Below are 19,747 nucleotides of genomic sequence, written 5' to 3' on the forward strand. Positions count from 1 at the left end.
AGTTAAACTGGTTGTAAATGTCCATACCCTAAATATCAATATCTTAAAAGATTATTCACAATATAAATATATTTTGAAAGTAGGTTTATACTATGTCAGTTGAAGCACTTGTTTTGGAACAAAGAAAATATTTCTTAAATGATTACACACGCCCTGTTGACTTTCGTGTTCGTCAACTTAGAAAATTGAGAACAGCTTTAAAAGCCAACGAGAAAATAATCCTAGACGCACTGTATGAAGATCTTGGCAAATCATCTACTGAAGCTTATATGACAGAACTCGGCATTATTTACCAGGAAATAAATTATGCAATTAAACATGTAAAGAAATGGGCGAGCCCAAAGAAAGTAAAATCTAGTGTCATGAGCTTACCAGCATCTAGTCATATTTATGCTGAACCTTATGGTGTGACCTTGATATTGTCACCATGGAATTACCCTGTAAATCTAACAATCGGTCCATTAATCGGCGCCATTGCAGCAGGCAACTGCGCTGTAGTAAAACCGTCTGAAACTAGCCCTAAGACGTCTGCAATCTTAGAAAAAATCATAAATTACACCTTTGTAGAGGAATTTGTTCATTGCTTACCGTATGACACACCACATGATGAGGTCAACAAGCAAGATTATGATTACATCTTCTTTACTGGAAGTACAAGAATAGGTAAGGAAATTATGAGTATAGCGAGTCAAACATTGACGCCAGTTACACTTGAATTAGGTGGTAAGAGCCCGGCCATTATCGACGAAACTGCTAACATTGATGTCGCTGCTAGACGCATTGCTTGGGGTAAATTCATTAATGCAGGACAAACTTGTGTGGCACCAGATCACCTTATCATTCATGAGTCCATTAAGGATGCCTTTATTGAGCGTCTAATCGATGAAATAAATGAGCGCTATGAAGATGCAGAAAGTCGTGATGATTATCCAAAAATCATTAATAATAAGCACTTTGAAAGATTAACAGCCTTATTAGATGACCCTAAACTTATTGGGGGTAGGGTCAATGTAAAAGAGACAAAAATTGCACCCGCTATCTTGCCTGATAGCTATTTAAATGATGATGTAATGGCAGAAGAAATTTTCGGCCCTATTTTACCAATCCTAACCTACGATAATATCGATGATTTAATCGTTCAACAACAAGCACTGCCTAAACCACTGGCAACATATATCTTTACTGAAGATAACAACACAGCAAACCTGCTGTTACAGAAATTATCTTTTGGTGGCGGTTGTGTAAATGATACACTGATGCATTTAGCCAGTCATTCTTTACCATTTGGTGGCGTCGGTGCGAGTGGTATGGGTGCCTATCACGGCAAAGCGTCATTTGATACGTTTTCACACTTTAAGAGTGTTGTCAAAAATACCACAGCAGTAGATTTCCCTGTACGATATGCACCATTTGATCAAGCAAAATCCAAGCTATTCAAACGTTTATTAGGATAAAATAGACATATCAACCTATAAGGAGTGTATGACTTTATGAGTATATTAGTTATCGGCGCCAACGGCGGTGTAGGTAAACACCTAGTTAAGCAGTTACAAGGTAAGGGCAAGACATTCACTGCAGGGGTTAGAAAAGAAGAACAAAGAGATGCCTTAAAAGATAGTGGTGTGGAATCCTTACTTATTGATGTAGACCAAGATACCATTGAAGAATTAACAGATAAGGTTTCAGGCTTTGAACAAGTCGTATTCTCTGTAGGATCAGGGGGTAGCACTGGAGCAGATAAGACAATCTCTGTCGACTTAGATGGTGCAGTTAAAACAATAGAAGCAAGCAAAAATTCAAATGTTGATCACTTCGTTATGGTATCAACTTTCGATTCAAGAAGAGAAGCATTCGACACACCAGATGCTCAGAAAATTAAACCTTATACAATTGCTAAACACCATGCAGACGAACACTTAAAACGTTCAGGATTGACACATTCAATCGTTCACCCAGGTATTCTGACTGATAACCCAGGTACAGGTAAGGTCGAGCTAGGACTCTACTTTGACGAGATTAAAGAGGTTCCACGAGAAGATATCGCAAGCGTAATATTTGAGCTTGTAGACAATGCTGACAATCGTGGTAAAGAACTTCAAATTGTTACTGGTGACCAAGATATTTCAACAGCAGTGGCTAAATTTTAATAAGAAAAAACGGGGAGAAAATCTTAGAATTTTCTCCCCGCTTTTTTAACTTTAGGACCAGCCAATTGCTTGGGCAACGATCAATGCACCTAATGATATCCCCATAAGAATTAAGAATAACGGCAGGAAGAATTTTATCCATTTATGCCATTCAACACCTGCGATAACAAGTGCAGCCATGAAGTATCCACTTGTTGGATATAAAATATGTGCAAAGCCATCACCTAGTTGGAAAGCGAGTACAGCTGTTTGTCTTGTCACACCGAGCATATCCGATAATGGAGCCATAATTGGCATTGTTACCAATGCTTGACCAGATCCTGATGGAATGATGAAATTAATCAGTAACTGAACGAAGTACATACCTGCAGCTGCAAGAACTGGCGGTAAGTCTCCTACAACTGTTCCAAGTCCATTTACAATCGTATCCATCACTCGACCATCTTCTAATATTACTGCGATAGAGCGTGCTAAACCAATAATCACAGCACCCATTAATACGTCTCTAAAGCCTTTAGTGAAGGACTCACTAATATGTGTTAATGACATGCCTGAAACCATCCCGACTGTCACGCCCATCAGTATGAATAAACCGGCCATTTCTATCATAAACCAACCTTGAGTAATTACGCCCCATACTAAAATAATAAAGAATATGAGTACAGTGAACGCTCCAGCAATTTGTCTATTATTTGCCTTTAGTGGTTCCTGATCCGCAATTGATTTATATGATGCACGTTTCTCACTATCTTCTTCATAGACGATACTTGCCGTAGGGTTTTTTTGAACCTTTCTAGCATATCTCATAACAAATAGAATTGTTATAGTCAGTACGATCACAAACAGTATTAACCTAAAGCTTAGTCCAGAGAAGGTTGGTAATTCTGAAATGGTTTGTGCTAAACCGGTATTGACTGGATTCAATACCCCCACCGAATAACCAACAACCGTTCCACATAAGGCAATTGCTGCTGCAGTCATGGAGTCATAACCTAAGGCAATAATTAAAGGAATAATAACGGGTATGTAGACTAACGATAATTCTGCAGTTCCAATAAGTGTCGCTATTGTCGCAAATACTGTCATTAAAACAGGAATCACAAGAATACTCTTATTTGAAAACCTACGCGCGAGCTTATCAACCGCTATTTCAATAATCCCACTTTCTCTAAGCACCATGAACATTCCACCGATGATTAATGTGAAGAAGACAACTTCACCTGCATCGATTAGGCCTCGTGGTATAGCTGTCATAAACTGAACTAGGTCTGTCGGTTCAGACTCTGTGAATTGGAATGATTCAGGATCTACTGCTGTTCTCCCTTCCTCTATTTCAACTCGGTCAAATTCACCAGCTGGTATAAGATATGTAGATGCAGCTGCAACTAGACCAAATAGGAATAAAATCACGTAAATATGAGGCATCTTAAATTTTCTTTCCTTATTGTTATTCGTCATAAATTTCTCCCTTCAAACTGTTTATTACAGTTTACCTTATAATATCAACAGCGACTAAAGCAATAATATAAGAAAAAAGAGATATTTATGTTTTCATAAATATCTCTTACCCTATTAACCTTTAGTTATTTGTCCATCTTTCATCTCAATTCTACGATCTGCATATTCCAACATATCCATGTCATGTGTCACCATTAACACTGTGATACCTAAATCTTGTGATAATCTTTTAATCAGTGCCATAACTTCTTCAGAACGTTTAGAGTCTATGCTTGCTGTCGGTTCATCTGCAAACAATAACTCTGGATCATGAATGATTGCTCTCGCAATTGCTGCTCGTTGTCTCTCACCACCTGATAAATTTTCAGGATAACTATTCTTATGCTTGTACATATCCACAGCTTGAAGTATCTTATTAATTTTATTATTTTTGTCTTCTTTAGAAAGTTTGACATTTGCCGTATCAAGCATGAGCGCCAATTGTTCCCCAACAGTTAGGAATGGTACGAGATGCGCATGTTGAAAGACAAAACCAAATTTTTCTGCTCGAAGTTTTCGTATTGACCCATCATTCTTTTCAGATATTTTTTTACCTTTAAATGAAATACTACCGTTCGTTTTGTTTTGTAAACAAGCTGCAATGGTTAAAAGTGTACTTTTCCCCGAACCTGAAGGACCTGTAAGGGCCGTTAATTCACCTTCATTTAAAGTTAAGTCCACATCGTTTAATATTTTTTCTTCCCTATTTCCATTTTTAACTGCCTTATCGATATTTGTGAGTTCAAATAATGCCATCTTACATACCTCCTTGATTAATTGCCTGCAATGGTTCTGCTTTTCTAATCTGAAGTCCTGAAATCGTAGCACCGACAAAACCAATTACGATAAAGGCCACAACTGCAAAGATAATCGTCTCAGTCGGTAAGAAGAACGGCATACCTTCTGGTGCAACAGCGTTTATGATTAAGCTAATCGCAATAGCTGGAATTAAGCTGATTACAGTAATGAATAGCATTTGAGCCCACATCATTACAAATAGTGAAGATTGCTTAACTCCAATCGCTTTTAATATGCCAAAGGTACTCATTTTTTGGACATTAATCATATAGAAAAATATCGCAAATAATAAGGCACTGATCACATATAGAAATACGATAATCATGTTGAGTGACATCTGTTCTGCGCTGTAACTTGGGATTGTGTTTAAGAAGTCACTGTTACTATAATTAGTCAGACCTTCTACATCCGCTTCACCTTCAGTAAAACCGACTTGAAATGCATCAGTTCTATACATTTCTTGGAAGTCCGCTTCATTGATAAATCCAGCTTCTGTGTGACTAAATTTCTGTCCATCTACAAAACCTGAGATAGTTAAATCATCTTCAATTAGACCATTGGTTACTTTGTCTCCGACACTAAAGCCTTCATCTTCTAGTGAGCGATCTAAAATAATCTCACCATCATCCACATTAGGGAAATAATCCCCACCATCTGATGTTACAAAAGCCGTGCTAAATTTCTTGTCATCTGCATTATTGATTTCTCCCATTTGAATGGAAAAGAGTGTGTAATTTTCATCTGTTGCTGCTAGTGCTTCTTCCTGTTCATTCTCAATTGCTGAAAAGCTATAATTATCTTCAGCATCTTCACTCATGTAAAACGTACCATCTGGCATATGTTTAATTAGAGATGCATTATCATCGGATAAGCCATTTGCCAATCCGGAGATGCTCATTGTTAATATGCTAATCAAAAATACGATAAACCCTAGTATCAAATAACGTAATTTAAACTTTTTCATTTCTTTCCATGCCATCTTCATGAAAAAGACCTCCTGTGTTCTTGTTAATTCACACTTTACTTAAGTTATGTGAACTCAATATGAACAAGGAGGTTTTTCTTATTTTTCTGTTATAGGTAAACGGACAGTAAAGGTTGTACCTTCTTTTTTACTTCTTACATTGATAGAGCCATCATGCATTTCGATAATTTTTTTGACGATAGATAATCCCAATCCTGAGCCACCGACCTTATTTGTTCTAGCATTATCCGCTCTATAAAAACGGTCGAATATTTTATCGATATGAACATTATCTATACCTTTACCGGTATCACTTATCGACACGATTACATGTGAACCATAGTCAGCCATTTCAATATCAATACTGCCTGCATCCTCATTGTATTTTACAGCATTAGATAAGAGGTTATCCCACACTGTATTCAGCAATGACTTGTCAGCTCTTATATCTATATCGATTAACTTATGAGATATCATTAGCTCTCGTTCATTAATCTGCCATTCGTAAACTTTAATCGCTCTTTCAAGCTGTTGCTTGAGATTATAATTTTCCCTTCTCATCAGGTAATCTTCATGGTCGATGGAAGACAAGACTAAAAGTTGTTTAGTCATCGTAGATAAACGATCAATTTCAAAATCTATTGTTTCTGCATAATCTTCACGTACATCATTCGACAATGGTTTCTTCAATAACTGATTATAGCCCTTTATATTCGAGAGTGGCGACTGGATATCATGAGAAATATTTGAGATGAAATCTCTTTGAATTTTATCATTATAGCCTAGTTGTAAGGTCATGTTTCTAAAGTTCGTAGCCAAATCTCCAATCTCATCTTTCCTTGATATATCAAGGTTATCTAGAGAGTAATCACCTGAGGCAAGTCGTTTGGTTGCCTTGCTCAATTTAGTTACAGGCTTAATGAGATAATGGGCACTAATCAGCACTAAAATAATACTTAATATAATAGTAATTAAGAATAAGACACCGAACAAGACGTGCATTTCATTGAATAATAATTCAATATCCGTACGCATGAACAACGCATAAGATTGACCATCAATTGTTACTGGTACGCCTACTGTATTCTTAAGCTCATCTGCAAAGAATCCCGTAACGAATAATTCAGCATCAAAATTCGCCATACCATGATATATTTCTCCAGAATGTACTTCTTTGATTGCCTCATCCTGAAGGTTGATGTCTCCAAACTGTGTACCAAAGAACTGATCTCGGCCATTCGCATCCACTAAGTAAATTTGGTGTCCAGATTTTGCAACAGTATCCAAGTATTCCTCTACTTTAATGTCAGGATTGTTTTCGATAAACTGAGCAACTTCTAGTGCAATGTTCTTATGCTTGGTGTCATTCTCTTCTTTTAAGTTTATCTGGTAGATAAAATTTGAAATGAAAAAGGCGAAAAAGAAACTGAACAGCATTATAGCAAGTGTTGTAATTAAAAATTTTACGTATAATGATTTCATATTTTTCGCTCCAGAAAATATCCTCTGCCACGCATTGTCTTAATTTCAAATTCATCAACTGCTGATTTAAAACGCGATCTCAGACGCTTTATATGTACATCAACTGTACGGTCATCTCCCTCATAGTCTGGTCCCCATATACGTTCAATTAGAGCATCTCTAGTAAAGACCTGCCCTGGATACTGAGCTAATAGTTGCAATAACTCAAATTCTTTTAGAGGTAGCATGTACACCTTACCTTCAATTTCCACTGAATAATTGTTCGAATTAATCAAAACTTTTCCCAATTTTAAGGTAGTATTAGAAGTCTCATCACTATATCTTCTTAATAAAGCTTCAATTCTAAACAATAGTTCCCGAGGTTCGAAAGGTTTAACTAAATAGTCATCTGTCCCTATTTTAAATGCTTCTGCCTTGTCATCGATATGTCCCTTAGCAGTCAGCATGATAATCGGTATATCAAAGTCTCTTTTTAGAATTTCCGTTAAAGCTAAACCATCCATATACGGCATCATAATATCTACTACAGCAAGGTCACAGGCTTCTTTCTTTAACTTTTCTAAAGCGTTTCTACCATCACTCGCCCCGACAGTTAGAAAGCCAGCCTCCTCTAGGTTTAAAGTGACAAATTTGACAATGTTAGGATCATCATCAACGACCAAGATTTTATTCATACTGAACCCCCAATCGTCTACTTTTATATTATTGTACCATTAAGTTGTCATATCTTTCCTTCTCGGTACATATACAAAATTTGATTTTCCATCCATAATATATGAGTGAGATGACAGGAGGGAAAGCCTTGAATAAGAAATCATATCCTCTTATTTGGAGATGGCATTTATTTGCCGGCATCATTATAGCACCATTTTTAATATTCCTTGCAGCAACTGGTGCGCTATATTTGTTTAAAGATAATATTGAGAACTACACATACCAAGATTATTACTATGTAGAAGCTGCTGAAGATGGAGAACGATTACCTCCATCTGATCTTGCCTTTACTGCTGAAGGTTATGCAGGGGGTGGGGACGTCACGCGTTACCGACCTGGTGAAGATGAAAACCGATCAGTAGAGGTCGGTGTCACTCAAACTGATGGTACCGCGGTCACTGTCTTCGTCAATCCTTATAATAGACAGGTCCTCGGAATGATTGAGGATGCGAATCGCCCAATGGATATCTTAGAGGCCTTACATGGTGAGCTGAGCGCAGGGACAATTGGGGATAGAATCGTAGAACTCGTTGCTTGTTGGACGATTATTATGATTATCTCTGGTTTATTCTTATGGTTCCCTAGAACTAAGGAAAAAATCAAGGGCGTATTCACAATTCGTTTTAATAAGCAGGGGCGTATTCGTTTACGTGATTTTCATGCAGTTCCTGCTGCATGGCTTTCTATTGGACTGCTATTTTTCTTATTCTCCGGACTCTTGTGGACCGGTTTTTGGGGGAATGGTGTCCAACAAATCGTCACAGCTTCAGGCTCAGGCTATCCACCATCCATTTGGACAGGTCCAGCGCCTGAATCTGATACTGTTACAGAAGATATTGCTGAAGTATCCTGGGCAGCTGAAAAAATGCCTGTGCAAAATTCAGACCAGGAATCTGGCTTTAGACAACTCTCTTTAGATCAAATCATTGAAACCGCTGATAGTACAGGTGTAGATCCTAGCTACGATATATTCTACCCCGCTTCAGAAGAAGGGGTCTTTACCTTATCGGTCTTTCCTGACCAAGCAAGAGATGAAGCAACAATTCATATCGACCAATACACAGGTGATGTCATTGCTGACTATCGTTACGATAACTACGGACCGTTAGGAAAGATAATGGCAACGATGATTACGGTACACAAAGGTCATGAATTTGGCATTGTAAACCAAGTGCTTGGTCTCGTCATCTGTTTGGGTCTAATAGCCATGGTTATTACTGGCGTTTACATGTGGTGGAAGAGAAAACCTAAAAATAAAAGTGGGGCACCTAAATCTGCAAGTGTCGTTGAATACAAGGGAATCTTCTTCACCTTAATCGCACTCGGTATTATCTTCCCCTTAGTTGGTCTATCGTTAATTGTTATCTTTATTGTCGATCGTCTGATTCTTAGACGAAATGAAAAAATTCGTTCTTGGTTGAACTATTAAGGAGAGGCTTATGGCTAAATATATTTTTTTAATATTCTCTGTCCTATTCTTAAGTGGTTGTTCCATAGTCGATCAGAGTACACACGATAAGTACAACAATCTAGATAATTCCGTTATCGTTATCGATACGTCAGAAATTACCGAATCAGAGACAGAAGGACGCGTAAATATTCACATCTTAGAGAATGGTCAACCAGTTGAAGATGCTGACATCACCCTCTTCAGTCGACCAGCTAAAGAGGCAGAAGTATGGAATGAAGAATATGAAGTCAAAAAAGTAGACGATCATTATACAGCTGATGTTGAAATTCCAAGGGATGGTCTTTACCTTCTTACCCTAAATGTCAAAACGGATCACTTAGATGCATCACCAATTAAATTTTTCACGGTTGGTGAGCTCGATATGTTTGAAGAAGTATTTTTACAGGAATACCAAAATGATGATAGTGCCGGTGGACACAGTCACCACTAAAATATTAAATGACACAAAAAAAGGTGAGCATATCAAAGATACGCTCACCTTTTTATTTGTAATTTAGACTGGTGTACTCAATCTAGGAACAAATAGCTCATAGTGAATATGTTCTGAATCTACACCTGCTTTTTCTAATTCCTTAACAATAGATTGAATGAATGTTACACCACCACATACATACACTTCTTGATTCTCTTTTAAATATTGCTCAAGGTTTTCTTTAAACAGGTAACCATCTTTATCGCGTAGATGATTGTGAAGTTCTACGTTATTTTTAGTAGCAATATTTGCTAATTCAACTTCGAATGCAATGTTGTCACTATTGTCTGATACTTGTAAGAATTGAACATCATTCGTCTTTTCTGCTGCTTGACGGAACATAGGGAATAACGGTGTTACGCCGATACCTGAACCAATAAACAACTGCGGCGCATCTTCGTTTTCAACTCCAAATACACCAACTGGTGCAGAGATATTAATTGTATCGCCTGCTTTAATTTGTTCATGTAAGAAAGTCGATACTTCCCCGCGAATACCATCAAGTTCTTCTTTTCTTACTGCAAATGTCAGTCTACCATCTTGTACATCTACAATTGAATAATGACGTTTCGCTCTATAAGGTAGTTCTGGGACTTTTACATCAACAGTGATGTACTGTCCTGCTTGATATGGAATATCATTGATTGCGTCAGATTTTACTGTAAATGATTTAATAATGTCAGTTTCATCTCGAACAGCTAATACTTCAAATGGTTTAAAGCCTTCCCAAGCCATAATAGCGTATATTTCTTTTTCTATACCGATAAAGGCATCTGCAATCTCACCGTAGGCTTTGCCCCATGTTTGAATTACTGGATCATCCATATCTAAGCCAGTGACTTCGGATATTGCTGCCAATAAGTTTTCGCCAACGATTGGATAGTGTTCCGGGAAAACTTGAAGTCCACAATGCTTATGAGCGATTGGCATAACAACAGGTACAATCGGTGTTAAATCTTCAATATGTTGTGCTGCAGCAACTACAGATGCTGCTAGTGCAGTCGACTGCAAACCCTGTTTATGGTTAGGTTGATTAAACATATCTCTGAGTTCAGGGTGGTTCTCAAACATTCTTTTATAGAATTTAGTTGTAATTTCTACACCCTTATCTTGTAATAATGGCACTGTGCTATGAATCGTTTGAATTTCTTCTTGATTTAACATAATGACACTCCTTGTATGATTAACTTACTACCATTATGTTTTACTTTTTCAATAATTTCAACGCTCCTCAACAACTATTGTTAATTTATTCACATAAATATGGAAATTTATTGACAATTATTTGTTTACATTGAAAAAAGACGTGAATAGGCGTATTATTCACGTCTTAGATAATTAAGTGACTGTCACTTCTTTTTTACTAAATAATTGCCCCTTTTGAACCTCAGTCGCATGCTGTTCTTGCACACACAAGAGCGCAATAAAAGCAATGACACTTGGAACTGCGAATCCTAAGAATGTTAGTTGAGGTGGTAGGGTTGTCATCAGTACCATGCCAATTAATAATGGACCTGTAATAGAACCAATTCTCCCCATACCAACAGCAATACTAAGTCCAGATCCTCTAATATCTGCAGGGTAAAACATTGTGATATAAGGGTTGATTAGGTTCTGTGAACCAGCTGTACAAGCACCGACTGCTGCAATCAGTACAAACAAGATCAAAGTCTGTTCCGTAATACTTAGTAGCACAAAGGCGATTGCGCCGGTTCCAAGTAAGGTCAACAGTACATTCTTATGTCCAATTTTATCGACTAAAGCACCACCTAGTAATGAGCCCATCATCTGGCCAGTAGCAAGTGTAATCGTAAAGATCATCGCTGAAGACACACCGTAACCCGACTCCTGCATAATATTAGGTAACCAAGTACCTAAGCCAGCAATCATCATTAAACAGCTGATGACAGCGACCCAGAATAGGATTGTAGAAAGTGCTCTACCATTATTGAAAAGCTTCTTAACAGGAATACCTTTTGATTCTACTGAATGATTTTCAATGTAATAGTCATCATTACTTGTATAAGTGTTACTCGCCGTTGCTCTATTTAATATGTCAGCAATGTGAGCCTTATTGCCTCGGCGCACATGATAAGACAGAGATTCAGGGAATTGTTTTAATAAGATTGGCGTCACAACGACTGTCAGTAAACTCACCCAGAACAAGACTCTCCAACTTATAAATTCTAAAACATAGATACCTAACAAAGAGGCACCGATTGTCCCAGTTGAATAGCCGCAATACATCAAGGCAACAATCATCGCTCTATTTTTAGCCGGTGAATACTCAGTCATTAATGAAATCACTGCAGGCATTAAGCCACCCATACCAATTGAAGCAATAAATCTAAAGACGACAAAGTAGGTCTCGTTTGGTGCAAAACCAGCTAAGAAGTTAAAGACGCCTATGATAATCAGACAAGCTGCTAAAATTCGTTTCTTACCAACTAAATCCGTCATCATACCAAGGATAAAAGTTCCTGCCATCATACCGATCATGGCGTAGCTGCCGACGGCACCAGCTGTTGCCGTCGTAATGTCAAAATCATTCATCATCTGTGGTAAACCAATGCCATAAATTGCAATATCAAAACCATCTAAGGCAATCGCAGTAAAACACCACAAGAAAACCATTAAATGAAATCTGTTAAATTTACTTTTCCCAATTACCTGTTCTGGGTAGACTTTCGCCATTCACATCGTCCTTTCTTAGTTCCAAACCTCTTTAGTAATATCAACAACAGACTGTAATTTCTTCCATTGCTCATCTTCTGCAAGCACATTACCTTCTTCAGTTGAAGCAAAGCCACATTGAGGACTTAAGGCTAATTGCTCTAGTGGTAGATATTCACTCGCTTCTTTAATACGTGCCTTCACCTCATCTGGATTTTCTAACTCGCCTGTCTTAGACGTAACTAATCCAAGTACAATCGTAAGATCTTTTCTCTTCACATGTCTAAGCGGTTCAAAACTACCGGCACGGTCACTATCGTACTCTAAGAAGAAAGCATCGATATTTAAATCCCCAAAGAGTCTTTCTGCAACTGGTTCATAACCACCAGATGAAATCCACGTTGAACGGAAGTTCCCTCGACAGATATGCATCGTGACATATAGATCTTCTGGACGATCTTTAAGTGCTGTATTTAATACTTCAATATATTTATCTTGTAAGTATTCAGGGTCCTTACCACTATCAATTAGCTTCTGGACTTGTTCTTTTGAACTAAAGTAACCCCATGACGTGTCATCCAATTGTAAGTAACGGCAACCCGCATCGTAAAAATCTTTAATCACTTCACCATAGACTTTAGCGATGTCCTTAAAGTATTCTTCCTCATCCGGGTAAACATCTTTGTCAACGTCACCTCTAAAGTGCAACATGCTTGGACTTGGGATCGCATATTTTGCAGTCGCATCTCCAGCTTGTTCTTGAAGGTATTTAAAGAATTCAATCTCCCTATGTGGCTGGTAGAATAATTTCTCTACCACTTTTATAGAACGTGATTTAGTTTGGACACCCTGAAAGGCAATACCATCACCAGTATCTGACCCTTCTACTCCACCTAAACCTTCTAGAAAATCAAAGTGCCACCAGGCACGGCGAAATTCACCATCTGTAACGGCTTTTAAGCCGACATCCTTTTGTTTTTGTACTACCTCAGCAATTGCTTTATCTTCTACTACTCTTAATTCTTCTAAAGTAATTTCTCCATTTGCAAATTGACTTCTTGATTCTTTTAATTCAAGTGGTCGAAGTAAACTCCCCACATGATCAGCCTTATATGTAAACTGTGCCATTCTTATGCATCTCCATCTCTATTTATGATTGTTTAAATACTATCATGGTTGTATGATATAGACTAACTCATTAATTTCATGACCCGTTATAACTTTTATCTATATTCAAAGGAGATACTATGACTATCCAACAACTCAAATATCTAATCGCTGTCGTAAAAGCAGGTTCATTGAACGAAGCCGCCAAGCAACTGTACATTTCGCAGCCGACCTTATCTAAATCTATAAAAGAGCTGGAGAAGGAAATGGGTCTCACAATTTTAAAACGCACTTCAACAGGAATTACACTGAGCTCAGATGGTGCTGAGTTCCTCAGCTATGCCAGACAAGTGGTTGAACAGGTCGATCTTTTAGAAAACAAATATTTAAATACGCCTCACCAAGAACAACTACTCAGTGTGTCGACTCAGCATTATTCTTTTTCTGTTGATGCAATGGTAAAAACAATAGAGCATCACGGGGGAGATAAGTACCAGTTCTCTCTAAGAGAAACGAGAACTTACGAAATCATCGATGACGTCAAAGACTTAAAGAGTGAGATTGGTGTCATGTATATGAATAAATTTAACGAAAAAATTCTTACTCAACTCTTAAAAGAAAATCACTTAACTTTTGAGGTCTTATTCACTACAAAACCTCACGTTTTTATAAGTAGAAATAACCCGTTAGCAGCAAAGGATAAGGTTACCTTAGAGGACTTACAAGCTTATCCCCGTCTATCATTTGATCAAGGTGACCATAACTCCTTTTACTTTTCCGAGGAAATACTCAGTACACTTGATAGCCCTAAAAATATTCTAGTCAGTGATAGAGCGACAATTTTTAATTGTATGATTGGTCTAAATGGTTATACTATCTCAAGCGGCATACTCAGTGAAGAGTTAAACGGTACAGATATTATCCCAGTGCCACTTGATGTTGATGATGAAATCACTATTGGTACAGTAACCAACAACAAAGCAGTTTTAAGTCGTATTGCAAAGCATTACTTAGAAGAACTTCATGCTGCTATCGACAACTATGATATACATTAATGGATAGTTAATAAATTTAAGGGTATATAGAAGTAACAATTAAAGTTGGGGGAATAAAAATGGAAATTAAACACGAGAACAATCAGTTCTATTTTGGTGATGCTTCAAATCCTGACGGTTACTTATCCTATACCGTAGATGGTAATGTGTATACGATAGACAGCGTAGTCGTCGATGAGTCACTCCGTGGCCAAGGCTTAGGAGATGTGTTATTGGACCACGCTGCAGATTATGCCAGAGACAACAATCTGAAACTCATTGGTAAATGTCCGTTCGTCGCAAAACGCTTTAATCAACATCCAGACAAATATGAAGATGTCATTAGCAAGTAAAAAACTCAGCACCGATTAAGGTGCTGAGTTTTCTGTCTCAAGATTTGGTTCTGGATGCACGTATAAAGACATGATGCCCTTAGCATGCATGTGATTTTCAACCTTGTCACAAATATGATGTGCTTCAGTCACTGTAATATCAGGGTCTACAATAATTGTGACATCTAAAAAGATACTGCTACCATGGTAACGGCCTTTGATAGACTTCACTTCTCTAACCCCAGTAACTTCTAAAATATCTTCTTTATGTTCCATTAAATCCGTTTCTTTATAGCCATCACTCAAAGCAAAAATAGAATCTCTAAAGATAGTATAACCTGTATACATAATCATTAGTCCGAGTATGGATGCAATAATGACGTCAGCGATAGGTAGACCCACTTGGGTTAAGACAAGTCCTATAGCAGTACCGATACTGATCATGCCATCAGACAGATTATCCATGGCTGCTGACCTCAATGAAACACTTTTTGCTTTTTTAGCCAAGCGATTATTAATAAAGAACACAACCATCATAATCAAACCAGATATGATACTTACAATGATTACTACTGGATGTGGTGGCTCTGATGCCGGTTGAAAGATTGCTGGTATGTTTTCGATTAATACCTGTAAGCCCACAAACATAATAATAAATGAAACAACTAAAGCCGCAATATTCTCTGATTTCAAGTGACCATAAGGATGGTTATCATCTGGGGGTTTTATCGAAACCTTTAAGCCAACCAGTACTGCAATAGAAGCTAATATATCTGTTAAGTTATTTAAACCATCGGCACGAACTGCTGCAGAATCATAAATTGTACCGAAATAAAATTTCACTAAAGCAAGAATGATATAAACGCCGATGCTTAAATATGCACCATTTTGAGCCACTTTAAGATTATTTAAATCCCCCAATATAATCGCTCCTAATCTTTAATAGAAACTCATTATGCACTGATTCAATCAAAAGTTCAATGGCTATGGTGGACTTTATATTAGTTGAAATTTATTTTTAGAACGCCCTAAACTAAAGCTTAGACTATTTCTTTTTTATTCATTGTATTTACCAAACACGTAGCTGATATAGCAACCTAATATAAATACTACTATAGACACTATCCACATCATTATATTTGTCGGTAGCCCAGGGTAAATTGCAAAAAGCGAGCCAAATAACAGCCCCACGATTCCAGCATACGTTAGATAAGTAAAACGTCTAAGTAAATATGCGATGAGCCGGCTACCTAGTAGTATTCCTACAATAATACCAACCCCTGTAGACAATAAGACAGGAAGAACATAGAAATTAAATGAAGTAAATTCATCTATAGCAAATATAATAATCGGATATACACCGATGATTAATAATACTAAGGATCCTGAGATACCTGGTAATAGCATAATTGCAGCAGCTAAAACACCTGAAAAGAAGTATTTAATTAGATTCACTGCATCCGTTGGTATTGAAGACAGATCTGATGCAGAAGTATTAGCTAAAGACATAAAGAAAAGTACTGCTATTCCAATAATTATTAATATATAGTGCGGTATTTTAAATTCTACTTTTGCATTAGATATTCTAAGTAACATCGGAATGACTCCTAACACCATTCCCATGAAAAACCAATGTGTCGGTATGGTATGGCTCTGTAATAAATAATTCAAAAGAGATGACACTGATAAAATTGCAAGAGCCATACCGATTACTATCGGTAAAAGAAAACCAATCGAATTTTTATAAAATTTAGAAACTAACCGACTGAGTGCACCTAAAAATTGATCATAAATACCAAGTAATAGTGCCATTGTACCGCTACTCACACCTGGTACAAGTTCAACTATACCCATCAAGAATCCTTTTGGAAGGTTCGACCACTTAAACATATTATCAATTCCATTCATAATTTTTCACTCTCAATATTTTAGCACATCAGCCATAAATTAAGGACTATTTACTTAGTAAATGGAGTAACGGTGAGCATTATTTTGTAATGATAGGTGATATAATAATATTTTTTTATAGTCTAGTGTATCTTTGTCACAAAATTGTATATTCTCAATAGACCTTGAAAACACAATTTTAATTGACATATTGCTCATTATGTCATAAGATTTCAAAGTGATAATGATTCTCAATGAGAAATGGAAATGAGGCATAACCATGTCAGATGCATTAGAAGTGCAAAATATACAAGTCGGGTACCAGAACCGTTCAGTCATCGAAGATTTTAGTGTGACTATACCTAAAAATAAGATAACGACAATAATTGGCCCAAATGGTTGTGGAAAATCTACTTTAATTAAAACTGTCTCCAGAATTCTAAAGGCCGAAAGTGGGGCGATTTTTTTAGATGGGAAAGCGATTAACACCTTGGATACGAGAGAAATCGCCAAGAAAATGGCAATATTGCCGCAAACAGCTGAATCACCAGGTGGTTTGTCGGTATTTGAATTAGTTTCTTATGGTCGTTTCCCTTATAGAAAAGCGATGGGTTCGCTGAGTAAAGAAGATTATGAACATATTCATTGGGCAATAGATGTTACAGGCTTAAATGAATTTAAGGACCGCCAAATTAGTGATATGTCGGGTGGTCAAAGGCAACGTGCATGGATTGCAATGTCACTTGCACAAGGTACTGATACTTTAGTACTTGATGAACCAACTACATATTTAGATCTTGCACATCAACTAGAAATACTACTCCTATTAAAGCGATTGAACGAAGAAGAAAACCGTACAATTGTTATGGTCTTACACGATTTAAACCTTGCATCACGTTTTTCCGACTATATGATTGCAATGAAAGATGGTGACCTAATCACTAAAGGCACACCGGAAGAAGTAATGACGAAGGGGCATTTAAGAACACTCTTTAATATAGAAGCAGAGTTTCAATCATGCCCTTACAGTGGGCACCCAGTCTTCACTTCTTACCATATAAGTAAACAGGAAGACAGCCATGGCTAAAAATGCAACTATAGAAAGTAAGGCTCAGGTCAAGGCTGTTAAGAAGACTGCAAAACCAATTCGTGGCACAATCATTATTATCTCGGGACTCGTTTTTTTATGCTTTAGTTTTATCTTGTCTATATCTTTAGGCGCTGCTGATATAAATCTTTCGACGATATATAATGCTTTTTTTAATTTTGATACTGGTGTTACACAGCATCAAATCATTCGTGAGCTACGTTTCCCTAGAATTATTGGAGCTGCCTTAGTCGGTGCAGCATTTAGTGTTGCAGGTGCTCTAATGCAAGGAATGACAAGAAACCCATTAGCAGACTCTGGTTTACTCGGCTTGAATGCTGGTGCTGTAATGATGCTTGCAATCAGCTTCAGTTTCTTCCCTGGTATGCCATATGTATATACAGTATTATTATCATTTTTCGGTGCAGCTCTCGGTGCCTCTATTGTATATGGTGTCGGGTCACTAAGTAAAAATGGTTTAACACCAATCAGACTCGTCTTAGCTGGGGCAGCTGTAACGGCATTATTAACTGCTCTAAGTGAAGGAATCGCGCTCTACTTTAATGTTGGTCAAGACATGGCCTTTTGGTATGCCGGCGGTGTTTCTAGCACGAAATGGGAACATCTTATAGTTATAACGCCTATCGTTATCATTATGATATTCATTGCTATGCGTATATCACGGTCAATAACGATTCTAAGTTTAGGTGAAGAAGTTGCAGTGAGTCTTGGGGAGCGTACAGTTAGAACTAAGCTGATCAGTATCTTAGTTATTGTTGTCCTTGCAGGACTTGCGGTATCGGTAGTTGGTGCAGTGAGCTTTGTTGGACTGATTGTGCCACATCTAACACGTAAAATTGTTGGTTATGATTACCGCTGGATTATCCCAGTGAGTGCAGTGGTTGGAGCGGTCTTGGTTGTTGTTGCAGACCTATTAGCTCGTACATTAAATGCACCTTTCGAAATTCCAATTGGTGCCTTAATCTCACTAATCGGTGTACCTTTCTTCCTCTACTTAGCACGTAAAGGAGGTAAGGAATTATGATGTCACAAAAGACAGCTGGATTAATCAAGAGACAGAAAAAGGCTGTATTTGTCGGAATATCTTTAGTTGTGATACTCATTGTCTTGTTTGTAGTCAGCCTAAACACTGGTGTAATGAAAATAGACCCACTCACTGTTATCAAGACAGTATTTGGTCAAGGCGAAGCCACAGATGAACTATTGCTTTTTGAATTCAGATTACCACGTATTGTCATTGCTGTTCTAATTGGCATGGGACTAGCGATGTCAGGTGCAGTGCTCCAAGGTGTTGTTAAGAACCCACTAGCTGACCCTGGTATTATCGGGATTAATGCGGGTGCTGGTTTAGCTATAACGCTTTTTGTAACGTATTTCTCAACTGAAGTCGGTGGATCTGTCTTCTTAATGCCAATCGTCGCCTTCATAGGAGCAGGGTTAACTGCAGTGACGATCTACGCCTTCTCTTACAAAAAAGATGAGGGGATATCACCGATACGATTGATTCTAGTCGGGGTAGCAGTTGCAGCAGGTATTAGTGCTTTAATGATCGTTCTCACGTTAAAAATCGATCCTAAAACGTACGACTTTGTTGCCACCTGGCTTGCAGGTAGCATTTGGGGTTCAAGTTGGAACTTTGTTTTTGCACTCTTACCTTGGCTCATTGTTTTAATGCCATACGTTTACTTTAAAGCGAAAGTATTAGATGTAATGAACTTAGGTGACTCTACAGCTGTCAGTCTCGGTATGAACCTTGAAAAGGAACGTCGTACCTTGCTCGCTGCTGCAGTTGGCTTAGCAGCCGCTAGTGTTTCTGTTAGTGGGGGTATTGGTTTCGTAGGACTCATTGCACCACATATGACCCGCCGTATAGTTGGTGAGGCATATCGTTATGTTTTACCTATCAGCGCCCTGATTGGCGGAGTTCTAGTACTTGCCGCTGATACAATCGGCCGGGTGATCTTACAACCAGCTGAAATACCTACAGGTGTAGTGGTTGCCATAATTGGTGCCCCTTACTTCTTGTACTTATTAGCAAAACTCAATGATTAACGGTAATTC

General features: G+C 37.7%; 19 protein-coding genes. 9 read left to right on the forward strand and 10 right to left on the reverse strand.

What is annotated here, in order from left to right:
* Nucleotides 1-92: 92 nt before the first annotated feature.
* The gene (locus H624_RS0100840; RefSeq protein ID WP_026865879.1) at nt 93-1,454 is read left to right on the forward strand and encodes an aldehyde dehydrogenase; all 1,362 of its coding nucleotides are present in this window, start codon (nt 93-95) and stop codon (nt 1,452-1,454) included.
* A 36-nt stretch (nt 1,455-1,490) separates the two neighbouring features.
* The gene (locus tag H624_RS0100845; protein WP_026865880.1) at nt 1,491-2,147 is read left to right on the forward strand and encodes an SDR family oxidoreductase; all 657 of its coding nucleotides are present in this window, start codon (nt 1,491-1,493) and stop codon (nt 2,145-2,147) included.
* A 51-nt stretch (nt 2,148-2,198) separates the two neighbouring features.
* On the opposite strand, the gene H624_RS0100850 is transcribed toward H624_RS0100845, so the two are convergent.
* The 5 genes from H624_RS0100850 to H624_RS0100870 all read right to left on the reverse strand — a co-directional run bounded on the left by H624_RS0100850 (nt 2,199) and on the right by H624_RS0100870 (nt 7,562).
* Nucleotides 2,199-3,605 carry a YfcC family protein gene (locus H624_RS0100850; RefSeq protein ID WP_026865881.1) on the reverse strand — a complete coding sequence of 469 codons (1,407 nt, stop codon included), beginning with the start codon at nt 3,603-3,605 and terminating at the stop codon, nt 2,199-2,201.
* A gap of 114 nt (nt 3,606-3,719) precedes the next feature.
* A complete protein-coding gene (locus H624_RS0100855; RefSeq protein WP_026865882.1) occupies nt 3,720-4,400 on the reverse strand; it encodes an ABC transporter ATP-binding protein in 681 nt (226 codons plus the stop codon).
* Nucleotide 4,401: 1 nt separating this feature from the next.
* Entirely contained in the window at nt 4,402-5,427 is a 1,026-nt protein-coding gene (locus H624_RS0100860; RefSeq protein ID WP_026865883.1) for an ABC transporter permease, read from the reverse strand.
* 78 nt (nt 5,428-5,505) lie between these two features.
* Nucleotides 5,506-6,888 (reverse strand): HAMP domain-containing sensor histidine kinase, encoded by a 1,383-nt coding sequence (locus H624_RS0100865; RefSeq protein WP_026865884.1) that lies wholly within the window; start codon nt 6,886-6,888, stop codon nt 5,506-5,508.
* A complete protein-coding gene (locus H624_RS0100870; protein WP_026865885.1) occupies nt 6,885-7,562 on the reverse strand; it encodes a response regulator transcription factor in 678 nt (225 codons plus the stop codon). Before H624_RS0100870 ends, H624_RS0100865 begins: the two co-directional genes overlap by 4 nt.
* Nucleotides 7,563-7,690: 128 nt before the next feature.
* Between H624_RS0100870 and H624_RS0100875 the strand changes: the two genes are divergently transcribed.
* Entirely contained in the window at nt 7,691-9,031 is a 1,341-nt protein-coding gene (locus H624_RS0100875; protein WP_026865886.1) for a PepSY-associated TM helix domain-containing protein, read from the forward strand.
* 10 nt (nt 9,032-9,041) lie between these two features.
* Nucleotides 9,042-9,503 (forward strand): hypothetical protein, encoded by a 462-nt coding sequence (locus H624_RS0100880; RefSeq protein WP_026865887.1) that lies wholly within the window; start codon nt 9,042-9,044, stop codon nt 9,501-9,503.
* A gap of 63 nt (nt 9,504-9,566) precedes the next feature.
* Here the strand turns inward: H624_RS0100880 and H624_RS0100885 are convergent, their stop codons facing one another.
* The 3 genes from H624_RS0100885 to H624_RS0100895 all read right to left on the reverse strand — a co-directional run bounded on the left by H624_RS0100885 (nt 9,567) and on the right by H624_RS0100895 (nt 13,346).
* Nucleotides 9,567-10,709 (reverse strand): globin domain-containing protein, encoded by a 1,143-nt coding sequence (locus H624_RS0100885; RefSeq protein WP_026865888.1) that lies wholly within the window; start codon nt 10,707-10,709, stop codon nt 9,567-9,569.
* Nucleotides 10,710-10,883: 174 nt separating this feature from the next.
* Complete coding sequence (locus H624_RS0100890) at nt 10,884-12,239, reverse strand: MFS transporter (protein WP_026865889.1); 1,356 nt, start codon at nt 12,237-12,239, stop codon at nt 10,884-10,886.
* A 15-nt stretch (nt 12,240-12,254) separates the two neighbouring features.
* Nucleotides 12,255-13,346, reverse strand: coding sequence for a 5-methyltetrahydropteroyltriglutamate--homocysteine S-methyltransferase (locus H624_RS0100895; RefSeq protein WP_026865890.1), 1,092 nt, complete (start codon nt 13,344-13,346; stop codon nt 12,255-12,257).
* 119 nt (nt 13,347-13,465) lie between these two features.
* Here H624_RS0100895 and H624_RS0100900 point away from each other — a divergent pair, with 119 nt between their 5' ends.
* Complete coding sequence (locus tag H624_RS0100900) at nt 13,466-14,380, forward strand: LysR family transcriptional regulator (RefSeq protein WP_026865891.1); 915 nt, start codon at nt 13,466-13,468, stop codon at nt 14,378-14,380.
* Between the two features lie 59 nt (nt 14,381-14,439).
* A complete protein-coding gene (locus tag H624_RS0100905; RefSeq protein WP_035855288.1) occupies nt 14,440-14,712 on the forward strand; it encodes a GNAT family N-acetyltransferase in 273 nt (90 codons plus the stop codon).
* Nucleotides 14,713-14,727: 15 nt separating this feature from the next.
* On the opposite strand, the gene H624_RS0100910 is transcribed toward H624_RS0100905, so the two are convergent.
* Complete coding sequence (locus H624_RS0100910; protein WP_035855289.1) at nt 14,728-15,612, reverse strand: cation diffusion facilitator family transporter; 885 nt, start codon at nt 15,610-15,612, stop codon at nt 14,728-14,730.
* A gap of 135 nt (nt 15,613-15,747) precedes the next feature.
* Entirely contained in the window at nt 15,748-16,599 is an 852-nt protein-coding gene (locus H624_RS0100915) for a DUF368 domain-containing protein (protein WP_235678841.1), read from the reverse strand.
* A gap of 259 nt (nt 16,600-16,858) precedes the next feature.
* Here H624_RS0100915 and H624_RS0100920 point away from each other — a divergent pair, with 259 nt between their 5' ends.
* From H624_RS0100920 to H624_RS0100930, 3 genes are read left to right on the forward strand one after another with little or no spacing between them, the layout of a single operon-like run.
* Nucleotides 16,859-17,665, forward strand: coding sequence for an ABC transporter ATP-binding protein (locus H624_RS0100920; RefSeq protein ID WP_035855293.1), 807 nt, complete (start codon nt 16,859-16,861; stop codon nt 17,663-17,665).
* Nucleotides 17,658-18,710 carry a FecCD family ABC transporter permease gene (locus H624_RS0100925; RefSeq protein ID WP_026865896.1) on the forward strand — a complete coding sequence of 351 codons (1,053 nt, stop codon included), beginning with the start codon at nt 17,658-17,660 and terminating at the stop codon, nt 18,708-18,710. Before H624_RS0100920 ends, H624_RS0100925 begins: the two co-directional genes overlap by 8 nt.
* Nucleotides 18,707-19,738: a FecCD family ABC transporter permease gene (locus H624_RS0100930; protein ID WP_026865897.1), complete on the forward strand. Its 1,032-nt coding sequence runs from the start codon at nt 18,707-18,709 to the stop codon at nt 19,736-19,738. The genes H624_RS0100925 and H624_RS0100930 overlap by 4 nt, the downstream gene beginning before the upstream one ends.
* The last annotated feature ends 9 nt before the right edge of the window (nt 19,739-19,747 follow it).

The organism is Jeotgalicoccus marinus DSM 19772 (assembly GCF_000425825.1).
Lineage (GTDB): Bacteria > Bacillota > Bacilli > Staphylococcales > Salinicoccaceae > Jeotgalicoccus > Jeotgalicoccus marinus.

Coding starts and splice junctions, on each gene's coding strand:
- H624_RS0100915 (WP_235678841.1), bottom strand. CDS start 16,599: ATGAATGGAATTGATAATATGTTTAAGTGGTCGAACCTTCCAAAAGGA.
- H624_RS0100930 (WP_026865897.1), top strand. CDS start 18,707: ATGATGTCACAAAAGACAGCTGGATTAATCAAGAGACAGAAAAAGGCT.
- H624_RS0100850 (WP_026865881.1), bottom strand. CDS start 3,605: ATGACGAATAACAATAAGGAAAGAAAATTTAAGATGCCTCATATTTAC.
- H624_RS0100870 (WP_026865885.1), bottom strand. CDS start 7,562: ATGAATAAAATCTTGGTCGTTGATGATGATCCTAACATTGTCAAATTT.
- H624_RS0100885 (WP_026865888.1), bottom strand. CDS start 10,709: ATGTTAAATCAAGAAGAAATTCAAACGATTCATAGCACAGTGCCATTA.
- H624_RS0100900 (WP_026865891.1), top strand. CDS start 13,466: ATGACTATCCAACAACTCAAATATCTAATCGCTGTCGTAAAAGCAGGT.
- H624_RS0100845 (WP_026865880.1), top strand. CDS start 1,491: ATGAGTATATTAGTTATCGGCGCCAACGGCGGTGTAGGTAAACACCTA.
- H624_RS0100895 (WP_026865890.1), bottom strand. CDS start 13,346: ATGGCACAGTTTACATATAAGGCTGATCATGTGGGGAGTTTACTTCGA.
- H624_RS0100920 (WP_035855293.1), top strand. CDS start 16,859: ATGTCAGATGCATTAGAAGTGCAAAATATACAAGTCGGGTACCAGAAC.
- H624_RS0100890 (WP_026865889.1), bottom strand. CDS start 12,239: ATGGCGAAAGTCTACCCAGAACAGGTAATTGGGAAAAGTAAATTTAAC.
- H624_RS0100865 (WP_026865884.1), bottom strand. CDS start 6,888: ATGAAATCATTATACGTAAAATTTTTAATTACAACACTTGCTATAATG.
- H624_RS0100905 (WP_035855288.1), top strand. CDS start 14,440: ATGGAAATTAAACACGAGAACAATCAGTTCTATTTTGGTGATGCTTCA.
- H624_RS0100840 (WP_026865879.1), top strand. CDS start 93: ATGTCAGTTGAAGCACTTGTTTTGGAACAAAGAAAATATTTCTTAAAT.
- H624_RS0100880 (WP_026865887.1), top strand. CDS start 9,042: ATGGCTAAATATATTTTTTTAATATTCTCTGTCCTATTCTTAAGTGGT.
- H624_RS0100925 (WP_026865896.1), top strand. CDS start 17,658: ATGGCTAAAAATGCAACTATAGAAAGTAAGGCTCAGGTCAAGGCTGTT.
- H624_RS0100860 (WP_026865883.1), bottom strand. CDS start 5,427: ATGAAGATGGCATGGAAAGAAATGAAAAAGTTTAAATTACGTTATTTG.
- H624_RS0100855 (WP_026865882.1), bottom strand. CDS start 4,400: ATGGCATTATTTGAACTCACAAATATCGATAAGGCAGTTAAAAATGGA.